Annotated in this window: 16 protein-coding genes and 2 tRNA genes; 5 read left to right on the top strand and 13 right to left on the bottom strand. The window is 70.5% G+C overall.

What is annotated here, in order from left to right; translation table 11 throughout:
* Nucleotides 1-17: 17 nt before the first annotated feature.
* The 4 genes from AVL59_RS06775 to AVL59_RS06760 form a co-directional block, all read right to left on the bottom strand.
* Nucleotides 18-91: transfer RNA gene (locus tag AVL59_RS06775), tRNA-Met, on the bottom strand.
* A 133-nt stretch (nt 92-224) separates the two neighbouring features.
* Complete coding sequence (locus AVL59_RS06770; protein WP_208870324.1) at nt 225-2,036, bottom strand: tetratricopeptide repeat protein; 1,812 nt, start codon at nt 2,034-2,036, stop codon at nt 225-227.
* A 206-nt stretch (nt 2,037-2,242) separates the two neighbouring features.
* Nucleotides 2,243-2,316, bottom strand: a tRNA-Met gene (locus AVL59_RS06765).
* Nucleotides 2,317-2,357: 41 nt separating this feature from the next.
* Nucleotides 2,358-5,309, bottom strand: a complete 2,952-nt coding sequence (locus tag AVL59_RS06760) for a UPF0182 family membrane protein (RefSeq protein WP_208870579.1) — start codon at nt 5,307-5,309, stop codon at nt 2,358-2,360.
* A gap of 164 nt (nt 5,310-5,473) precedes the next feature.
* Between AVL59_RS06760 and AVL59_RS06755 the strand changes: the two genes are divergently transcribed.
* The gene (locus AVL59_RS06755; protein ID WP_067300327.1) at nt 5,474-6,016 is read left to right on the top strand and encodes a PPA1309 family protein; all 543 of its coding nucleotides are present in this window, start codon (nt 5,474-5,476) and stop codon (nt 6,014-6,016) included.
* Between the two features lie 73 nt (nt 6,017-6,089).
* Here AVL59_RS06755 and AVL59_RS06750 read toward each other — a convergent pair whose 3' ends face one another.
* The 4 genes from AVL59_RS06750 to AVL59_RS06740 form a co-directional block, all read right to left on the bottom strand.
* Nucleotides 6,090-7,187, bottom strand: a complete 1,098-nt coding sequence (locus tag AVL59_RS06750) for a YlbL family protein (protein WP_208870322.1) — start codon at nt 7,185-7,187, stop codon at nt 6,090-6,092.
* Nucleotides 7,188-7,238: 51 nt separating this feature from the next.
* Nucleotides 7,239-7,412: a hypothetical protein gene (locus AVL59_RS53170; protein ID WP_167549293.1), complete on the bottom strand. Its 174-nt coding sequence runs from the start codon at nt 7,410-7,412 to the stop codon at nt 7,239-7,241.
* A 140-nt stretch (nt 7,413-7,552) separates the two neighbouring features.
* Nucleotides 7,553-8,020, bottom strand: coding sequence for a molybdenum cofactor biosynthesis protein MoaE (locus tag AVL59_RS06745; protein WP_067300325.1), 468 nt, complete (start codon nt 8,018-8,020; stop codon nt 7,553-7,555).
* 139 nt (nt 8,021-8,159) lie between these two features.
* A complete protein-coding gene (locus tag AVL59_RS06740) occupies nt 8,160-9,272 on the bottom strand; it encodes an SDR family oxidoreductase (protein WP_067300321.1) in 1,113 nt (370 codons plus the stop codon).
* Nucleotides 9,273-9,463: 191 nt separating this feature from the next.
* Here AVL59_RS06740 and AVL59_RS06735 point away from each other — a divergent pair, with 191 nt between their 5' ends.
* Both AVL59_RS06735 and AVL59_RS06730 read left to right on the top strand, forming a co-directional pair.
* Nucleotides 9,464-10,900, top strand: a complete 1,437-nt coding sequence (locus AVL59_RS06735; RefSeq protein ID WP_067300319.1) for a zinc-dependent metalloprotease — start codon at nt 9,464-9,466, stop codon at nt 10,898-10,900.
* On the top strand, nt 10,897-11,418 hold the full coding sequence (locus AVL59_RS06730; protein ID WP_067300317.1) for an NUDIX hydrolase: 522 nt from the start codon (nt 10,897-10,899) through the stop codon (nt 11,416-11,418). Before AVL59_RS06735 ends, AVL59_RS06730 begins: the two co-directional genes overlap by 4 nt.
* A 43-nt stretch (nt 11,419-11,461) precedes the next feature.
* Here the strand turns inward: AVL59_RS06730 and AVL59_RS06725 are convergent, their stop codons facing one another.
* The 4 genes from AVL59_RS06725 to AVL59_RS06710 form a co-directional block, all read right to left on the bottom strand.
* On the bottom strand, nt 11,462-12,217 hold the full coding sequence (locus AVL59_RS06725; RefSeq protein WP_067300316.1) for an AIM24 family protein: 756 nt from the start codon (nt 12,215-12,217) through the stop codon (nt 11,462-11,464).
* An 18-nt stretch (nt 12,218-12,235) separates the two neighbouring features.
* Nucleotides 12,236-12,916 carry an AIM24 family protein gene (locus AVL59_RS06720; protein ID WP_067300314.1) on the bottom strand — a complete coding sequence of 227 codons (681 nt, stop codon included), beginning with the start codon at nt 12,914-12,916 and terminating at the stop codon, nt 12,236-12,238.
* A gap of 11 nt (nt 12,917-12,927) precedes the next feature.
* Nucleotides 12,928-14,634, bottom strand: a complete 1,707-nt coding sequence (locus AVL59_RS06715) for a TerD family protein (RefSeq protein WP_067300313.1) — start codon at nt 14,632-14,634, stop codon at nt 12,928-12,930.
* A gap of 127 nt (nt 14,635-14,761) precedes the next feature.
* Nucleotides 14,762-15,358, bottom strand: a complete 597-nt coding sequence (locus tag AVL59_RS06710) for a M48 metallopeptidase family protein (RefSeq protein WP_067300311.1) — start codon at nt 15,356-15,358, stop codon at nt 14,762-14,764.
* A 278-nt stretch (nt 15,359-15,636) separates the two neighbouring features.
* Here AVL59_RS06710 and AVL59_RS06705 point away from each other — a divergent pair, with 278 nt between their 5' ends.
* Complete coding sequence (locus tag AVL59_RS06705; protein ID WP_067300307.1) at nt 15,637-16,851, top strand: TOMM precursor leader peptide-binding protein; 1,215 nt, start codon at nt 15,637-15,639, stop codon at nt 16,849-16,851.
* Nucleotides 16,844-18,214: an ABC1 kinase family protein gene (locus AVL59_RS06700; protein ID WP_067300305.1), complete on the top strand. Its 1,371-nt coding sequence runs from the start codon at nt 16,844-16,846 to the stop codon at nt 18,212-18,214. Before AVL59_RS06705 ends, AVL59_RS06700 begins: the two co-directional genes overlap by 8 nt.
* Nucleotides 18,215-18,376: 162 nt before the next feature.
* On the opposite strand, the gene AVL59_RS52015 is transcribed toward AVL59_RS06700, so the two are convergent.
* Entirely contained in the window at nt 18,377-18,589 is a 213-nt protein-coding gene (locus tag AVL59_RS52015) for a hypothetical protein (RefSeq protein WP_159399869.1), read from the bottom strand.
* Nucleotides 18,590-18,657: the final 68 nt, after the last annotated feature.

The raw sequence follows: 18,657 nt of genomic DNA, 5'->3' as shown, positions 1-18,657 counted from the left end.
CGGCCCTCGGCCTTCAGTAGCGGGGACAGGATTTGAACCTGCGACCTCTGGGTTATGAGCCCAGCGAGCTACCGAGCTGCTCCACCCCGCGTCGGTGAACACGACATTACGCGAGGGAGGTCCGCCGAGGCAAATCCGTTGCCGGTCGCGTGGCCGGGGTCACTTCGCGTCCAGCCGAGTCGGGCGGACGAGTGGGCAGAAATCCGCCGCAGCCCGGCGCAGCGTCACGCGGAGAGTTCCTCTCGCAACGCGTCCCTCAGCCGCTCAGCCCGCTCGGCGACCTCGGCGGGCCCGAGCGCCACGGCCCGGTCGGCCCACTTCTGCCCCTCCGCCAGCTCACCGCGACGCGCGTAGACGAGGGCCAGCCGAAGTGCCGCGCGCCCGTGCCCCGCGTCGGCGGCACGGGTCCACCACACCGCCGCCTCCGGCTCGCTCCCCTCCCGGGCCAGCAGTAGCCCGAGGTTGAACGCTCCGTTGCGCGATCCGGCCTCGGCCGCCGCCCGGTACCACCGCGCCGCCTCGACCACGTCACCCCGGGCCGCCGCGAGCATGCCCACCCGCACCTGCGCGCGCCGGTGCCCCTGGGTGGCGGCACGCTCGTACCACTCCTCGCACTCGGTCTTCTCGTGGACGATCTCGCCCAGCTCGTGCGCGGGCTCCGGCGGCCTGCGCGCGTCCAGCACGGCGGCCAGCCGGTACGCGGCCTCCGCGCTGCCGCCGCCCGCCGCGCACCGCAGGTGCCGCTCGGCCTCCTGCTCGTCGCCCTCGCGCAGCAGGGCCATGCCGACCTGGAGCGCGGCCTCGGTGTGCCCGGCGGAGGCCGCCCGCTCGTACCACCGCAGGGCGACCGCCTCCTCGCCGCGCCCGGCGTGCAGGATCCCGAGGTTGAACGCCGCGTCCACGCTCCCGGCCTCGGCCGCCTTGGAGAACCACGGCTCGGCACCGGTCGTGTCGCCGCCCTGGAGCAGCAGGATGGCCAGCGCGTTCGCCGCCTCCCGGTGCCCGGCGTAGGCGGCCCGCCGGTACCACTGCTCGGCCTGCGCGGTGCGGCCCTGCTCGGCGGAGAGCAGCCCGAGGTTGTAGGCCCCGTTGTCGTCCCCGGCGTCCAGTGCCGCCCGGTACCAGCGCTCGGCGGTCTGTGTCTCCCCGCGTTCGGCGTGCAGTGCGCCCAGCGCGTTGGCCGCGTTGCCGTCGCCGTCCTGCGCGGCCCTGAGCCACCACACGGCCGCGCTCTCGGTGTCCCCGGCGTCCCGCAGCAGGAATCCGAGTGCGCACGCGGCGCGTGCCTCGCCGTCCTTTGCGGAGGTCAGGTACCAGCGGCCGGCCTCCTTCAGGTCCCCGCGCTTCTCCAGGATGGCCCCGAGATGCAGCGCGGCCCGCCGGTGGCCGCGCGCGGCGGCCTGCCGGTACCACTGCTCGATCTCCTCGACAGCGTTGTCGGCTCCGGCCTCGTCCTCGTGCGCGGCCCTGCGGTCGAGCGCGCGGGCCAGCCGGTAGGCGGCCTCGCGGTGCCCTCGTTCGGCGGCGGCCCGCATCCAGTGCTCCGCGCCGGCGTCTCCGCGGTGCTCCAGCAGGTCGGCGAGCGCGTAGGCGCCCAGCACATGGCCCTGCTCGGCGGACTGGCGCAGCCAGTACTCGGCGGCGGGTTCGTCCCCGCGCTCGCGGTGGTGCCGGCCCAGCGCGTGCGCGGCGGCCGCCGAGCCCGCGACGGCGGCGATCCGCCACCAGCCGGCGGCTTCGTCGGCATAGCCGCGCTGGTGCAGCAGGACACCGAGGTTGTTGGCGGCGGCCCGGTCTCCGGCCGCGGTGGCGGCCCGCAGAGGGGCTTCGGCTCCGTCGAGGTCGCCGCGGCGCAGCAGCACGGCTCCGAGGACGCTGGAGGCCTCGGCGTCGCCGGCCTGAGCGGCGAGCCTGAGGCGTACTTCGTCGGCGGCTTCCCCCATGTCGCCCATCTCGTCCCGGGTCGGCTCCTCACTCGAAGGCTGCACAAATCGCCCTGTCTCGAACAGAGTTGCCTTGTCCCCCATAACGTCCATCGTCGCACCACCTGCAACCTGGGTACACCCGGTATACCGCAGCCCGTGAGGTCACTTCAGCGTTTTGTCGACATGCCCACAGAGAGATAAGTCAAACACAGTTCGCCCAACTCCCCACGGCGGCGCGGCCGTCCCTCCTGTCTGTACATGAGTTCGCACACCACGAAGGCCCGGATCCCTGTCAGGATCCGGGCCTTCGACTTCAGTAGCGGGGACAGGATTTGAACCTGCGACCTCTGGGTTATGAGCCCAGCGAGCTACCGAGCTGCTCCACCCCGCGCCGTTGCCTGGCAACCGTACCACGGTGCGGAGCCGACTTGATCAACCGGTGTTCTTACTTGTGTTCTTACCGGTGTCCTTGCTGGTGTCCCTGTCACCGTTCCTGTCACTGCCGGCGCCGGTCCTGTCGGCCTTGGCCTGCGCTTCTTCGGCCCTCTTGAGCGCGGCTTCCAGATCGTCCTGCGCCTTGGCGTACGCGCTCCAGTCCGGCTTCTTCAGGGCTTCCTGCCCGGCGTCGAAGGCCTTCTGAGCGTCTTCCAGCGCCTGCCGGACCGTCGGATTGCCGGAACCGGGCGGGTTGGTGGTGCCGGTGTCCGGTGGTGTGGTGGACCCCTTCACCCCGAAGACCTTGTCGAGCGCCGCGCCCAGGGTGTCCTCGAAGGCGGTCTTGCCCCCGTAGGTGACCAACACCTTGCGCAGCAATGGGTACTTGAGCTCACCGCCGCGGACGTAGACGGGCTCCGCGTACAGCAGGCCGCCGTCCAGCGGTACGGTCAGCAGATTGCCGTACTCGACCTTGGAATGGCCTCTGCTCAGCAGGCTGATGGCCTCGGCGATGTCGGCCTGTGAGTTGAACTGGCTCTGGACCTGTTTGGGCCCGTCGACGGTCGTGCTGGTCGGCAGTTTCAGGATTCTGATCTTGCCGTAGTCGCTCGTACGCGGATCGGAGTCGACGGCCATGAAGGCGCTCAGGTTGTCCCGCCCGTTCGGTGTGAACGTCGTCGTCAGCGAGAACGCCTGGGCGCTCTGGTCCGGCATCTTCATGCTCAGGTAGTACGGCGGCACCGCGCTGCCGGAGTCGTTGGTCGGGTCGTCCGGGACCTGCCACACCTCGCTGCCGCTGAGGAAGGTCTGCGCGTCCGTGACGTGGTAGCGGCTGAGCAGCTCTCGCTGGACCTTGAACAGGTCCTGCGGGTAGCGCAGATGCGCCAGCAGGTCCCCGGAGATGTCCGCGCGGGGCTTCACCGTGCCGGGGAAGGCCTTCATCCAGGTCTTCAGCACCGGGTCCTTGGTGTCCCACTGGTAGAGCTTGACCTCGCCGGTGTACGCGTCGACGGTCGCCTTCACCGAGTTGCGGATGTAGTTGACCTGGTTCTGCTGGGCCACCACCGCGCGGGAGTTGTTGGTCGCGGTCAGCGAGTCGGCGGTCGTGTCACCGAGGGTCGTACGGGAGGCGTACGGGTATCCGTTCGTAGTCGTGTACGCGTCCACGATCCACTGGATCCGGTGGTTCACCACGGCCGGGTAGGCGTCGCCGTCAATGGTCAGCCAGGGGGCGACCGCCTCGACGCGCTCCTTGGGCGTGCGGTTGTACAGGATCCGCGAGCCCTTGCCGATCGCGCCGGAGTAGAGGATCTGCGGCTCGTTGAACGCCACCGCGTACGCGGCCCGGTTGATCGGGTTGTCGAGGTTGACCCCGCTCTTGCCGGTGTAGCTGGTGGTCTTCTCGCCCTGGTCGTCGGAGTAGTCGACCTCCTTCTGGGGACCGCCGACGATGGAGTACGTGCCGGTCTTCTCACCGTAGTAGATCCGCTGCTCGTACGTGCCGAGGTCGCCCTTGGACGGCAGGTTCTTCTCGGTGAAGACCGGGCGGCCCTCGTCGTCGGCCTCGGTGCCCTTGGCGGCGACCACGCCGTAGCCGTGCGTGTAGCGGAAGTGGTCGTTGATCCAGTTGTTCTTCGGGATGCCGTCCAGGTTCAGCTCGCGCAGGCCGATGACGGTGTCCTGGTCCTTGCCGTCCTTACCGTCCCTGCCGTCCTTGGTGTAGCGGTCGACGTCGAGGTTGGTCGGGAACCCGTAGTAGTTCCGGATCTGCTGGAGCTGCTGGAACGTCGGCGAGACGACGTTCGGGTCCATGATGCGGATGCTGGCCGTGTCGTCGACCTGGTCGCGCAGCTTGGTCTTGTCCGTGGTGGCGGACTTGCCCGCGTACTCGGTGACCTTGGTGTCGTCGATGCCGTACGCCTCGCGGGTCGCCTTGAGGTTCTTCTGGACGTACGGGGCTTCCTTGGCCTGCTCGTTGGGCTGCACCTGGAACTTCTGCACGATGGCCGGGTACAGGCCGCCGATCAGGATGGCGGACAGGACCATCAGGCCGAAGCCGATGACGGGCAGCTGCCAGGTGCGCCGCCACAGGGTGGCGAAGAACAGCAGCGCGCAGATGACGGCGATGCAGAACAGGATCGTCTTGGCCGGCAGATAGGCGTTGGCGTCGACGTAGCGCAGGCCGGTCCAGTCGCCGGTCGCCTTGAAGTCGCTGGACTTGACGGCGAGGCCGTACCGGTCGAGCCAGTACGCGACCGCCTTGAGCGCCACGAAGATGCCGAGGAGCACGGACAGGTGCCCGGTCGCGGCGGCGGTGGCGCGCGCGCCGGGGCTGGTGACGCGCAGCCCGCCGTACAGGTAGTGGGTGAGCGCGGCGGCGATCAGGCACAGGATCGCGGTGGCGAAGCCGAAGCCCAGCAGGAACCGGTACCAGGGCAGGTCGAAGGCGTAGAAGGAGACGTCGAGGTGGAACTGCGGGTCCTTCTGGTGGAAGGGCACGCCGTTGACCCACATCAGCCAGGTGCGCCACTGGCCGGCCGCCGAGGCTCCCGCGATCAGGCCGACCAGGGAGGTGACGGCGAGCAGCAGCCACGTCTTGTACGGCGCGATGCCCATCCGGTAGCGGTCCAGGCTCTGCTGCTCCATGGACATGGCGCTCAACGGGGGCCGCAGCCGGTGCGCGAGCCAGATGTTGAAGCCCACGGCCAGCGCCATCAGCAGGCCGAAGACGAAGAACAGCCCGATCTTGGTCGACAGGGTGGTGGTGAACACGGACGAGTAGTGCACCGACCGGTACCACAGCCAGTCCGTCCAGAAGCCCGCGAACATGGTGAACGCCATGCCGAGGACGGCAAGGACGCCCAGGGTCATGAGCAGGGTCCGGGCGCGCCGGGACGGGCGGCCCGCTCTGATCCGCGGCCCCGTCGGGCCTCCGCCGCGGTCCGGCATCTGGAAAGCCAAGGTGCGCACCTCGAAGTTCGCTGTCGATCCGTCAGGCCCTCGTGTTCGCGGGCCCGCCGTGGCCCCCCGTGATCGCGGGCCCACACCTATGCAACTTACTGACGGTTTACTCGGTTCCCGGTTCCGGCCGTGAACGAGGCAGGATTGTGACCATGTCCAACACTCCCATGGCAGCGAACCCGCTCACCCGGGCCGTACTCGAGATCGACGAGTACGCCTCCGGCCTCGGCTGGAACCAGCCCGCTCGCCTTTTCGCCCTTGTAGACACCGCACGGCTGCGGGCTCAGGAACCCTCGCTCGCCACCCAGCTCGGCCTGCAGGACGAGCCCGAGACCACCGGTCTCACCCCGATCGAGCAGGACGAGATCCCCACGGGCAAGCCGCTCGACGAGTTCCTCGGCACCATCGCCTGGCCGGACGCGGTGGCCGGCTGCGCGCTCACGGTGGAGCGCCTGATGCTGCCTCCGTCGGCCGAGGCACAGGTCCCGGAGGGCCTGAGCGAGGCCAAGCTGGCCAAGTGGGTGGCGAACCACCCCGAGCGCCAGGAGGTCCGTATGACGGTCGCGGTCCTGCGCGACGGCAGCCGCGAGTCGGCGCTGCGCCTGCGCGAGAAGGACTCCCCGACGGAGGTGCTGACGGGCCCCGACCTGGTGCCGAATCTGGTCGAGGCCCTGGCGGCGACCTTCGAGGACTGACCTTCGGCGGTACGGCGATGGGGGCGCCCCTGCCTTCGGGGGCGCCCCCAGCCGCGTGCGACGGGTCTGCCGGTCAGCCCTTGGTGGTGCACTTCGGCAGGGCGGCGGTGTCCCCGCTGCGGATGTCCTTGAGCGCGCCGAGGGCGTCGCCGATGGTCTTGACCTTGACCAGGGTGAGCCCGCTCGGGGTGTCCTTGGCGGCGGCCGCGCAGTTGTCGGCGGGCGTCAGGAAGTACTGGGCGCCCTTGCCGCGCGCGCCGACCGTCTTCATCTCGATGCCGCCGATCGGCCCGACCGTGCCTTTGTCGTCGATGGTGCCGGTGCCGGCGACGAACTTCCCGCCGGTGAGGCTCCCCGGGGTGAGCTTGTCGTAGATGCCGAGCGCGAACATCAAACCGGCGCTGGGGCCGCCGACATCGGCGAGCTTGATGTCGATGCCGAACGGGAAGGTGTGATCGGTCCCGGCGGAGATCCCGACGATGGCCCGCTTGGCGCCGGTGTCGTCGGAGGTCTTGGTCGTGAGGGTGACGTCCTGCGTCTTGGTCGCCGTCCTGTGCTCCTTCTCGGCGGCGGCCTGCTCCTTGGCGGGGACGACGGTGAAGACGACGTTCTGACCCGGCTTGTGCTTGGTGACGAGCTTGGCGACATCGGACGGCTGCTTGACCGCCGCACCGTCCACGGCCTTGATCACATCGCCGGCGTGCAGCCTGCCCTCGGCCGGGGAGTTCTTGACGACGGTGGAGACGATCACCCAGGACTTCACCGGGACGCCCAGCTCCTTCAGGGCGGCGACCTTGGCACTCTCCTGGGACTGGCTGAACTCCTCGGCGTTCTCCTGGGTGGACTGCTCCTCCGTCTTGCCGTCCGGGTAGAGGGTGTCATGCGGCACGATCTTGCTGTCGCGCGCCAGCCAGCCGTAGACGGCCTCGACCAGGTTCATCCGGAAGTCGGCGCTGGTGACCCGGACGGTCGTCATGTTCAGATGCCCGTCCGTCGGGTAGGTCTTGTGCCCCGAGATCTGCAGCACCGGCTCGCCCCCGTGCTCCCCGAGCGTGTTCACGGTCGGCCCCGGGGACATCTCCGAGTACGGCACGGGGATGAGAACTCCCGCGCACAGGAGCGCGATCAGCATCAGGGTGGAGGCGAGCATCGTCGCGGTGCGGCGTGGCATGCCACGACAGTACGGGACGCCTCTGTCAGCGCACCGTCAGGGCCACCCCCGTCAGGCGCCGCGCGCACCCGGAGGGGACTTCTCCATGGCCTCGCGGAATCGCGCGTACCCGTCCAGTTCGGGTCCGTCGCCGCGTGTCTTCCGTGTCCGATTGGCCCAGCTGCCCCACAGACCGGCACCGACCGCCGCGATCAGCGGTATCAGCAACCAGGCGAGCGCCGCCATGCCGACCTCCCAACCCCATGAGCGTCCGCAACCGACTGATCAGCAGATTAACCATTCGCTCTGACAACGCTCACGCGAGGGGGGTGGTTACGCAACCGGAGTGGGTGATGGGCCGAAGGTGAGGGAAGGTGCGACCGCCGTCAGCAGGTGCCGGCCCCGACCCATTCCTCGGTCCCGTCGGAGAACTTCTGGTGCTTCCAGATGGGCACCTCGTGCTTCAGGTCGTCGATGAGCTTGCGGCACGCCTCGAAGGCCTCGCCGCGGTGGGGGCACGACACCCCGACGACGACGGCGAGGTCGCCGACGGCGAGGTCGCCCACGCGGTGGACGGCGGCCAGCGCCCGCACCGGATACTCGGCGACGACCTTCTCGGCGATCCGCCTCATCTCGGCTTCGGCGCTGGGATGGCAGGAGTACCCGAGCGCATCGACGTCGGCACCCGAGTCGTGGTTCCGCACGGTCCCCACGAACAGTGCGACACCACCGGCGGCGTCGTCCCCGACGGCCCGGAAGACCTCGTCCACGGACAGCGCGGTCTCCCGGATACCGATCAGCTTGATGGGATCCCGCGCCGCCTGCTCACCGGGGTGATCGTTCATGGGTGCCATGCCCCCATGGTGCCGCACGCCTCCGACATCCCGGAATACGACTTTCACCAGGCACACGCACGGCGCGGTTTGGAGTCTCCTACAGCCACATGGAGGGGCGGAGCCCCTCGGCGGGAGGGGCAAGGGGCGGATCCGGTGCTCAGAGTCGTCGCCGGGCCTTCCGAGCCCGCCGTACGACAGCGGCGGCACCCAGCAGCGCCACCGTCGCCCCCGCGGCCCCGGCCGCCGTCGCGTCCTTCCGCCCCAGCCGCCGTCCGGCCACCGTGTGCCGCCCGGAAGCCTCCTCCAGCAGCTCGGCCAGCACCTCCTCATTGGTCCACCCCGGCCGCCACCCGGCATCGTGCAACCGGCTCCCGCTGACCACCCAGGGGTACATCGTGTACGCCAGATCCCCGGCCGGAGACGGAGTGAGGCCGATCCGGTGCAGCCGGGCCGCGGCGCCCAGCGCGACCGCCGACGGCAGCTCCATCCGCCGGATCCCGCTCAGCTCCTCGACCTCCTCCTGCTCCAGCCACCCGTCACAGCCCACGGCGAGCTCCCCGTCGACCTTCTCCAGGACGGCGTACTCCAGGGCACTGCACAGATCCTCGACGTGACAGAACTGCCAGGCCGGCCGCGACCCGGCGACCACCAGCAGCCGAGGAGACTCGAAGTACCTGGTCAGCGCGGTGTCCGTGCCGCCGACCAGCACGGCGGGGCGCACGACGGTGACGTTCAGCCCCGGATGCGCGCGCGGTGCGCGCCGCGCCAGCCGCTCGATCTCCAGCAGATCCCCGACCCCGGTGGCCTCGGCCGTGGCTCGCAGCTCCGCGTCCTCCGACAGGGGCAGCTCGTTGTCCGGCAGCGCTCCGTAGACCATCGAGGACGTGCACAGCACGACCCGGTGCACCCCGGCGGCCGCGGCCGCGGTCAGCACGGTCTGCGTCCCCCGTACGTTGTAAGCGGTACGAGCGGCGGCGTCGCTGCCGAGGTCCAGGTCGAGGGCGAGATGCACCACCACATCCGCGCCCCGCAGCTTGTCCGCGATCGCCGGGTCGCGCACGTCGAGGATGTGCCACTGCGCGTCGGCGCACTCCCCGCGCCGCTCGTCGATGGCGATGACCTGCTTGATCTCCTCGCAGGCGGCGAGCCTCTCGGTGAGCAGGGCACCGACTCCGGTCGCGGCACCGGTGACCGCGACGACGGGCCCGCGCACGGCAGGAGGGGTTGAAAGGTTTCGCGCTGCGCGAACCTGCGGATCTGGGGAACTCACCGGGCGTCTCCAGAGGTTGTCTTCAGTACGGGCGCGAGTGACGCGTGCGTACCAGGTGCATCCATCCTGCCGCAGCCCTTGCGTGGGCGAAGCACCGAGGCCCGATCGGGTTCGGGTGTCTACGCTGGGTGGTGATGTCGGGCAGCCGCGCCGCCGGAGAGATCCGGTGGCCTTACCAGCCGAGGAATCCCGTGAGTGACACCCCATTCGGATTCGGCCTTCCGCCGGAGGAGCCGGAAGACGGCGACGAGGGCAAGGAGAAGGACCAGCAGAGCGGTGGTGGGCAGGGACCGGCCAACCCGTTCGGTTTCGGGCTGCCCGGGGCCGGAGGCTTTGGCGGCCCCGGCGCCGACAATCCGCTCGCGGCCATGTTCGGTTCTCTGAACCCCACCGACCTGGGCGCCGCGTTCCAGCAGCTGGGCCAGATGCTCTCCTACGAGGGCGGCCCGGTGAACTGGGACATGGCCAAGCAGATCGCCCGTCAGACGGTCGCCCAGGGCACCCAGGACGGCGTCAAGGACGCGAGCGTCGGCACCGCCGAGCGCTCCGCTGTCGAGGAGGCCGTGCGCCTGGCCGATCTGTGGCTGGACGATGCGACGTCCCTGCCGTCGGGCGCCGCATCGGCGGTGGCCTGGTCGCGCGCCGAGTGGGTCGAGGCGACGCTGCCCGCGTGGCAGGAGCTGGTCGACCCGGTCGCCGAGCGGGTCGGCGCGGCGATGGGCGACGTCCTGCCGGAGGAGATGCAGGCCATGGCGGGCCCGCTGATCGGCATGATGCGCTCGATGGGCGGCGCCATGTTCGGCACGCAGATCGGGCAGGCCGTGGGCGTGCTGGCGGGCGAGGTCGTCGGCTCGACCGACATCGGCCTGCCGCTGGGCCCGGTCGGCAAGGCGGCGCTGCTCCCCGCCAACGTGGAGGCGTTCGGCAAGGACCTCGGTGTGCCGAAGGAGGAGGTCCGGCTCTATCTGGCCCTGCGCGAGGCCGCCCACCAGCGCCTGTTCGCGCATGTGCCGTGGCTGCGCTCGCACCTGTTCGGCGCGGTCGACGGGTACGCGCGCGGGATCAAGGTCGACACGGCCAAGCTGGAGGACGTGGTCGGCCAGTTCGACCCGCAGAACCCGGAGCAGCTGCAGGACGCCCTGCAGCAGGGCATGTTCCAGCCGGAGGACACGCCGGAGCAGAAGGCGGCCCTGGCCCGTCTGGAGACCGCGCTGGCGCTCGTCGAGGGCTGGGTGGACGCGGTGGTCCACGCGGCCGCGAAGCCGCGTCTGTCGTCCGCGGACGCGCTGCGTGAGACCCTGCGCCGCCGCCGCGCCACCGGCGGCCCGGCGGAACAGACGTTCGCCACGCTGATCGGCCTGGAGCTGCGCCCGCGCCGGCTGCGCGACGCCTCCCGTCTGTGGGCCTCGCTCACGGACGCGCGCGGGGTCGACGGCCGGGACGCCCTGTGGGCCCACCCGGACATGCTGCCGACCGCCACCGACCTGGACGACCCGGACGGCTTCGTCCACCGCGAGCAGCTGGACTTCTCCGAGCTGGACAAGATGCTCGGCGAGGCGGCGAGCGGCTCCGGCGAGAAGCCGAACCTGAAGAAGGACGACGAGTCCAAGGGCGACGACGCCGAGTGAGCCTTCACGACGACGCGGTCCTCGTGCTGAAGGGCTACGAGGACCAGGAAGACCTGCGCCAGGCCTATCTGGACCATCTGGCGGCCCACCCGGACGCCATGTGGAAGGCCTGCCACGCGGGCCACATCACGGCGAGTGCGCTGGTCATCGACCCCGAGCGCGGCCGGGTGCTGCTCACGCTGCACAAGAAGCTGCGGATGTGGCTGCAGATGGGCGGCCACTGCGAGCAGGGCGACGTCTCGGTGGCCGCGGCGGCCCTGCGCGAGGCGACCGAGGAGTCCGGCGTCCCGGGGCTGACGCTGCTGTCCGGCGGTCCGGTGCGCCTGGACCGGCACCCGATCCCCGCGCCCTGCCACTGGCACTTCGACGTGCAGTACGCGGCGCTGGCCCCGCGCGACGCCCAGCATGTGATCAGCGACGAGTCGCTGGACGTGCGCTGGTTCGCCTACGACGAGGTGCCGGACGTGGCCGACGAGTCGGTCGTACGCCTACTGGACGCGACCCGAGCCAGGCTCTGAACGTGCAGGGGGCGGCCGCCCCCTACGTTTGTCTTCCGGACGGTCAGCTCCAGACGTTGCCCTGGTTCTGACCGCGCGCCCCCTGCTGCCCCATGCCGAACTGTGCGGCGAGGCCCTGGCCGATCACCGCGTTCTGCGGCGGCAGCAGCTCGCTGGGCTGCACGAGCGCGAACCCGGAGCCCATGAAGCTCAGCTCCCAGCCCTCACCGGTGTTGCCGCGCCGCCGCCACACCCCCGAGGAGTGCGTCTGGGCCTGCATCTGCACACGCAGCCCCGTGGACCAGGCGACGATCGCGTCGGCGTCGCAGTTGACGTACTTGTCGGGCGTGACCTGCATCAGCAGCGGCGCGCCCGAGGTCATCAGGGCCACCTTGCCGCGCCCGGTGATGTTGAGCTGGTACTTCCCGGACCCGGAGATGCCGTAGAGGCTGTCGACGGCGATGACCTCGTGGTGCAGCGAGGAGTCCATGGCGAGGACGTAGCTGCTGTCGACCGTCAGCCCGTCCTGCTCGACGTCCATGACGTGCACGTGCTGGGCGAGGTTGGCGAGGTAGACCGTGCCCTGCCCGTGGCAGCGCATCAGGTCCAGACCCTCGCCGGTGTGCGCACGCGCGCGTGCCTGGTTGTTGCTGCGGTACTCGGCGTCGAACTCCACGAGACCCTGGTAGGCGATCATGGTGCCCTTGCGGGCGAGGATGTCGTCGTGCCCCTCCAGGGTGACGCGGAGCATCTGCGCGTTCTGCATGCTCCAGCGCTCTTGCGTCTGGAGGTCGTTGTGCGCGAAAAGCGGGCTCTGCATGGTGTTTCTGGCTCCCCCTCAGCCCCGGATCCGGATGCGGTCGGTGCTGTCCTCGCTGGGCTGGACGACGACGATGCCCTGGCCGGAGAAGGCCATCTGGTAGGCCTCGCCGCTGCCCCGGCCGATCAGTGACTGCGCCTTGAAGCTGCGCTTGCCCTTCACCTTCAGGTTCGGGGACCAGGCGACGAGCGCGTCGGGGTCGACGTAGGTCTCGTCCTCACCGCCTCCGCAGTCGACGACGATCGGCTTGCCCCGGGAGGTCAGCGCGACCCAGCCCTGCCCGGAGATCTTCGTGTTCCACAGGCCCTGCCCGGCGAACTTGGCGAGCCCCTTGACGCGCTCGACGCCCCACTGAAGGTGCGCGTCGAAGGCGAGCAGGTTGGTGGCGTTGACGGAGATGCCGTCGCCGTTGAGGTTGATCACGACGACGTTCGCGCCGTAGTCGGCGAGGTAGAGCAGGCCGTCGCCGGTGCACTTCATCAGCGGCGCGCCCTCGCCGGTGATCCAGTCGCGGGCGATCTGGCGGACGGCCGGCGGGTTGGGCTCGTACTGGATGAAGCCTTCGTAGGCGACCATCGACCCCACGCGCGCGAGGAGGTCGTTTCCGGTCTGCATGGCGACCTTCAGCATGTGGCTGCCGTGGTTCTCCATGCGGGCGGTGATGGGTGCGGGGGCGTAGCCCGCGAGCGGCTGGTTCATGACGGGCTCCCTCAGACCTCGTAGGGCTGGACGACGATGAAGTTCCCGGGCGCGCCCCGGAACTGGAGGTTGACGCTCTCCCCGGTGTCGCCCGGGTAGGCGTTGCGGCGCATCCGCACCTGGCTGGAGACGATCACCTGGGAGGCGGCCGACCAGGCGACCACCGCGTTGCAGTCGGCGAAGGTCGTGGGTGTCACGGGCAGCACGACAGGTGTGCCGTGCGTCTTGACGACGATCGTTCCGGTGCCCTGGAACTGCATGGTGAACAGCGCGCCGCCCGGGATGCCGTGCCCCTCGATGCGGCGGATCTCGTGCTGGAGGCTCTCGTCGAAGGCGAGGACGCTTTCGGCGGAGACGCAGATCGCGTCGCCCTGCAGCTCGATGGGGTGCAGATGGGTGGAGTTCTCGGCGAGGAACACCTGGCCGTTGCCGGTGCAGCGCATCAGCTGCATCTCCTGGCCGGTCGCGCTGCCGACGATCCGCCCGGCGAACCCGGCGCCCTTGTAGCTGAAGTCGACCTTGCCCTGGTAGAGCACCATACTGCCCTGCCGGGCCAGCACCGGCTGCCCGCCGATGCCGAGGTCGACCCGGATGAGCTTCTTGTTCTGCTGCGTCCAGCGCTGCCCGGTGGGCGTCTCCTTGAACGCCTGGAGCGCTGCCATCACACCGGCACCGCCCTGGGGGGCGCCCTGCGGCACTCCGTACGCGGCCGGCTGCTGGCCGGGGACCTGACCGTACTGCGGCTGCTGACCGTAGCCCGGAGGCATCGGCGCGCCCGGCTGACCGCCGTAGGAGGGCTGCTGGCCGTAGCCCGGAGGCATCGGCGCGCCGGGCTGGCCGCCGTACGGCTGCTGCTGCGGAGGCTGGCCGTAGGGCGCGGGCGCCGGGGCCGGCGGATGGACCGTGCCGCCGGCGGGCGGGGCCAGAGGGGCGATGACCGTCGGGGCCGCGTGCACGTTCGGCGCGGGCGCCGGGGCCGGAGGCGGGGTGATTCCGGGCGGTGTGGCTCCGGGCGGCGAGGCGAAGCCCTGGGCGGCGGACTGCTCGGCAGGAGCCGGAGCGGGCGCCGGAACAGGGGCGGGTGCAGGTGCAGGTGCGGGCGCGGGTGCCGCCGGGGCGCCGAATGCGGGCGGTGCGAAGCCGGGAGCGGCGGCGGTCTGCGGCTGCTGCGGGGCGGCGGGCGCCTCCTCCTCCAGCACCTCTCCGCCGAAGTTCTTCAGCAGCGCCTCCAGACCGCCGTCGAAGCCCTGACCGACCGCGGCGAACCGCCATACGTCCTTGAAGTAGAAGTCACCGAGCATCACGGCCCGCTCGGTGGAGAACTCCGAGCCGTTGAAGGAGTAGCGGGCGACCTCTTCGCCACCGGCCACAATGCGCAGGTATCCGGGACTGATCTGCGACATCTGCCCGGTGCCGTCGAGGGTCGCCGTGAAGGAGAGCTTGCGGATCTGGGAGGGGATCCGGTCCAGCGTGACCCGGAACGACTCCGTATCGCCCGCCTGGGCGCCCAGCAACTGGATGGACTCCTCAGGGGACTTCGGCTGGTTGAAGAAGACGAAGTACCGGTCGTCCGAAAGGCGCTCGTCGGCGTCCAGACCGAAGCAGCTGATGTCGAAGGTCAGTCCAGGAGCGGAGATCTGCACGCCTACGTACAGATCCGTGCCCGCCGTGAGATCACTGACCCTGGCCTTGTGGCCGCGTTGGAATTCCCTGGCCATGCGTTACGACCGTCCCCCATCCCGAATGTGAGTGCGTCGCGCCAGGCTAACGGCAAACACCGACATCGGACGCAGCCGGTACAGACCCGGTACACAACCGCGCCCCGCCACTCACACGGGCAGCCGTTCACCCACCCCGGGCACCGGGCACATGCGGCAGCCGGTCGGCGGCCACCACCCCTTCGAGATAACCGCGGGCCCGCTCGGTGCGCGGATAGGATTCCAGCAGCCGCCAGAAATCGGGCCCGTGACCGGGCACCAGCAGATGCGCCAGCTCATGGCAGAGGACGTAGTCGACGACGTACTCCGGCATCCCCTGCAGCCGGTGCGAGAGACGGATGCTCCCCTCGGCCGGAGTGCACGAACCCCAGCGGGTGTTCTGGTTGGTGACCCAGCGCACAGAGGCGGGGCGCGCCCGGCCGTCGAAGTACTGGGCCGACAGCCGCTCGGCCCGCTCGGTCAGCTCGGCATCGCCCAGCACCCGCCTGCTCTCCTGGGCGGCCAGTTTGTCGAGCATGACGGTCACCCAGCGCTGCTCCTCCGCCTCGGACATCCGGGCGGGGATGAGCACGACGGTGCGATCGCCCTCACGGTACGCGGAGACCGTCCGGCGGCGCCGGGCACTCCTGCGGACCTCGATCGCGCTCGCCTTTGAGCCGCTCGGCGGCTGGCTCGTCGTGCTGCGCTGTGACTGTCCGGCGCGGTGCAGTGGGTCGGCGGGCACGCCCCGACGTTACCCGCTGGGCAAGGCCGAAGTCCCGGCTCCGGGACGGTTCGAAGCCGATGCCCACCATGCGTTTGATTTGTACGACCGATATGCCCGGCCGCCATGGCCGATTTGTACGACGAATACCCCCGGCCTGTGGACAACCTCCCCCACCCGCCACCACCGCCCGGCATGCTGGCAGGCGTCGGCAGAGCACGGCCGACTCCACCGACAACGTACGACACCGATGACTCACCGGATGTTCCGGGTGAATTCGACGGATACGGGGGCCTGTCATGCATCCGATGGTGAAGCCCGCGCTACGACGCGGCTGGCGCGACCTCAACACCGTGCAGTTCGGCATGACTCCGGCGCACGCGATGACACTGGGCCCGGTGGACACCGCCACGGGCAGCTTCCTGGACCTGCTCAACGGCACCCGGGGACTGCCCCTGCTGCGCGAGGAGGGCCGGCACATGGACCTGCCGGACGGCCATGTCGACACACTGGTGGAGCGACTGGCCCACGCGGGCCTGATCGACGACACACGCGGCGGCGGACCAGCCGCGGACGCGCTGCGGGAAAGACAAGACGTCTTGGAGCGGCTGCGCCCCGACCTCGCCTCGCTCTCCCTGACCACCCCCGAGCCCGGCAGCGCACTCGGCCGGCTCGCCGCCCGCCGCTCCCTGCGCGTACAGGTACGGGGCGCGGGACGGGTCGGGACCATACTCGCCTCGGTGCTGTCCGGCGCGGGGGTGGGCGAAGTCGACGTACGCGATGTGGGACGCGTGGAACCGTGGGACGTGGCCCCGGGCGGGCTGCCCGCCGAGTCGGTCCGCGAGCGCCGGGCGGACGCGGCCCGGGCAGCCGTCCGCCGCGCCGCACCGGACCGCCCGCCACGCCGCACCCACTCCTCCCCCGGCAGCACGGAGAACCCGGGACTCTCCCTGGTGATCCTCGCCCCACGGGACGACGTCGCCGTGCACGCACCGGACCCGTTCGCCGCCGAACCGCTCCTGGCCTCCGGAACACCCCACCTCTATGCGGGGGTCGCGGAGGCGACCGGCGTCGTCGGCCCGCTCGTCCTGCCCGGCGAGACGAGTTGCGCCGGCTGTCTGCACCACGGCCGCACCGACCGGGACCCGGTCTGGCCCCGCCTGGTCGCCCAGTGGCGTTCCGGAAAGGCCCGCCAGGTCGCCTCCTGCGACCTGGCCCTCGCCACGGCGGTGGCGGGACTGGCCGCCGCACACGCCCTGGCCTTCCTCGACGGAGGCTCGCCGTCCAGCACGGGCGCACGCTGGGAGGCGTCCCTGCCCGGCCTGAACTGGAACTCCCGGCCCGTGTGGCCACACCCGAAATGCGAGTGCGGGGCGGTGGAGAAAGGTAAGGGGGAGCACGCCTCAACCAGCGGGGAGCCACGCGCCACAATGGAGGCGCAACGGCCGTCGACGGAGCGACGACGCGAGGCAGGCGCGGCGCGGCCGACTGGGACTTGGAGGGCGCATGTCTGATCTTCCCCGGAAGGCGGTCACCCGTACCGCCAAGCTCGCCGCGCTCCCGCTCGGCTTCGCCGGCCGGGCGACCTGGGGGCTGGGCAAGCGGATCGTGGGCGAGTCCGCGGAGATCGTCGGCCGGGAACTGCAACAGCGCACGGCTGAGCAGCTGTTCAAGGTTCTCGGGGAGCTCAAGGGCGGTGCCATGAAGTTCGGGCAGGCCCTCTCCGTCTTCGAGTCCGCCCTGCCCGAGGAGGTCGCCGGCCCCTACCGCGCGGCCCTGACCAGACTCCAGGAAGCGGCACCGCCGATGCCGACCCGCACGGTGCACACGGTGCTCGGGGAACGGCTGGGGGCGGGCTGGCGTGACCTGTTCCTGGAATTCGAGGACAAGCCGGCGGCCGCGGCCTCCATCGGACAGGTCCACCGGGCGGTGTGGCACGACGGCCGTGAGGTGGCGGTCAAGGTGCAGTACCCGGGCGCGGGCGAGGCCCTGCTGTCCGACCTGAGCCAACTGAGCCGGTTCGCCCGCCTGTTGGGGCCGCTCATCCCCGGCATGGACATCAAGCCGCTGATCGCCGAGATGCGGGACCGAGTCTCGGAGGAGCTGGACTACGCGCTGGAGGCACAGGCCCAGGACGCGCACGCGCAGGAGTTCGCGGACGACCCTGACGTGGTGGTCCCCGCCGTGGTGCACCAGAGCGAACAGGTCCTGGTCACGGAGTGGATCGAGGGCATACCGCTGTCGGAGATCATCACGGACGGCACCCAGGAGCAGCGCGACCGGGCCGGCCAGCTCCTGGCCCGATTCCTCTTCTCGGGTCCGGCCCGCACCGGCCTGCTGCACGCCGATCCGCACCCGGGCAACTTCCGGCTGCTGCCCGGCGGCCCGGACGGCGATGAGGACTGGCGCCTGGGCGTCCTGGACTTCGGCACGGTCGACCGGCTCCCGGGCGGCCTGCCGACACCGATCGGCATCTCGCTGCGGATGACCCTGGACGGCGAGGCGGACACGGTCTACGAGCTCTTGTGCACGGAGGGATTCGTCAAGGAATCCATCGAGCTCGACCCCGACGCGGTCCTCGACTACCTGTTGCCGATCATCGAACCGGCCCGGGTCGAGGCGTTCACCTTCACCCGCTCCTGGATGCGCAGCCAGGCCGCCCGCATCGCCGACCCCCGCTCCCCCGCCTACCAGCTGGGCAAGAGGCTCAACCTGCCGCCGGCCTATCTGCTGATACACCGGGTGACGCTGAGCACGATCGGCGTGCTGTGCCAGCTGGGAGCCTCGGTACGGCTGCGAGAGGAACTGGAGGAATGGCTCCCGGGATTCGTCCCCGAAGCCGACTCGATCGAGGAGGAACCAGCGGCGGAGGCGTGAACCGGGGGCCGAGGTGACGTTCCGGGGCTGATGGAGTCCGGCGCTTCCGGGGAGTCCGGTTGCCATGGAGTCCGGGTTGCCATGGAGTCTGTGGCTGCCTGAAGTTTGCGAGGGGCGGGGTGGGGAGGGGGAGGGGGGAGGGGGCCCCTCTGAGAATCGTTCTCACCACCAGGCGGAATCCAACCGCCCCTCGATCGCCCTCAGATTCTGCCGGGAGCACACGTCGCAGAAGTACTGACGAGTGCCGTTCTCCACGGAGCAGGTCCAGGTGGCCGGCTGGGAGTCACCGGCGGGGATGCCGCAGCGTGCGCACACGAAAGGCTGGGGCTCCCTGGTGGAGCCGTCCTGATCACTTCCTCCGGGAGGACTCGTCATCCGCCGACCATAACTCTCCGGTCGGCGGATCGCGCGGCACAACGCACCGCGGGGGCCGGTCCGTTCGG

Origin of the sequence: Streptomyces griseochromogenes (assembly GCF_001542625.1) — a bacterium.
Lineage (GTDB): Bacteria > Actinomycetota > Actinomycetes > Streptomycetales > Streptomycetaceae > Streptomyces > Streptomyces griseochromogenes.
Note: the sequence above shows the minus strand (reverse complement) of the source record. Positions and strands in the feature narration are given on the sequence as shown.

What these genes read in the sequence shown, in the direction of transcription:
- AVL59_RS06715 (WP_067300313.1), bottom strand. Translation starts at nt 14,634, where the DNA reads ATGGCCAGGGAATTCCAACGCGGCCACAAGGCCAGGGTCAGTGATCTC.
- AVL59_RS53170 (WP_167549293.1), bottom strand. Translation starts at nt 7,412, where the DNA reads ATGGCGGCGCTCGCCTGGTTGCTGATACCGCTGATCGCGGCGGTCGGT.
- AVL59_RS06750 (WP_208870322.1), bottom strand. Translation starts at nt 7,187, where the DNA reads ATGCCACGCCGCACCGCGACGATGCTCGCCTCCACCCTGATGCTGATC.
- AVL59_RS06760 (WP_208870579.1), bottom strand. Translation starts at nt 5,309, where the DNA reads ATGCCGGACCGCGGCGGAGGCCCGACGGGGCCGCGGATCAGAGCGGGC.
- AVL59_RS06770 (WP_208870324.1), bottom strand. Translation starts at nt 2,036, where the DNA reads ATGGACGTTATGGGGGACAAGGCAACTCTGTTCGAGACAGGGCGATTT.
- AVL59_RS06705 (WP_067300307.1), top strand. Translation starts at nt 15,637, where the DNA reads ATGCATCCGATGGTGAAGCCCGCGCTACGACGCGGCTGGCGCGACCTC.
- AVL59_RS06720 (WP_067300314.1), bottom strand. Translation starts at nt 12,916, where the DNA reads ATGAACCAGCCGCTCGCGGGCTACGCCCCCGCACCCATCACCGCCCGC.
- AVL59_RS52015 (WP_159399869.1), bottom strand. Translation starts at nt 18,589, where the DNA reads ATGACGAGTCCTCCCGGAGGAAGTGATCAGGACGGCTCCACCAGGGAG.
- AVL59_RS06745 (WP_067300325.1), bottom strand. Translation starts at nt 8,020, where the DNA reads ATGGCACCCATGAACGATCACCCCGGTGAGCAGGCGGCGCGGGATCCC.
- AVL59_RS06725 (WP_067300316.1), bottom strand. Translation starts at nt 12,217, where the DNA reads ATGCAGAGCCCGCTTTTCGCGCACAACGACCTCCAGACGCAAGAGCGC.
- AVL59_RS06755 (WP_067300327.1), top strand. Translation starts at nt 5,474, where the DNA reads ATGTCCAACACTCCCATGGCAGCGAACCCGCTCACCCGGGCCGTACTC.
- AVL59_RS06700 (WP_067300305.1), top strand. Translation starts at nt 16,844, where the DNA reads ATGTCTGATCTTCCCCGGAAGGCGGTCACCCGTACCGCCAAGCTCGCC.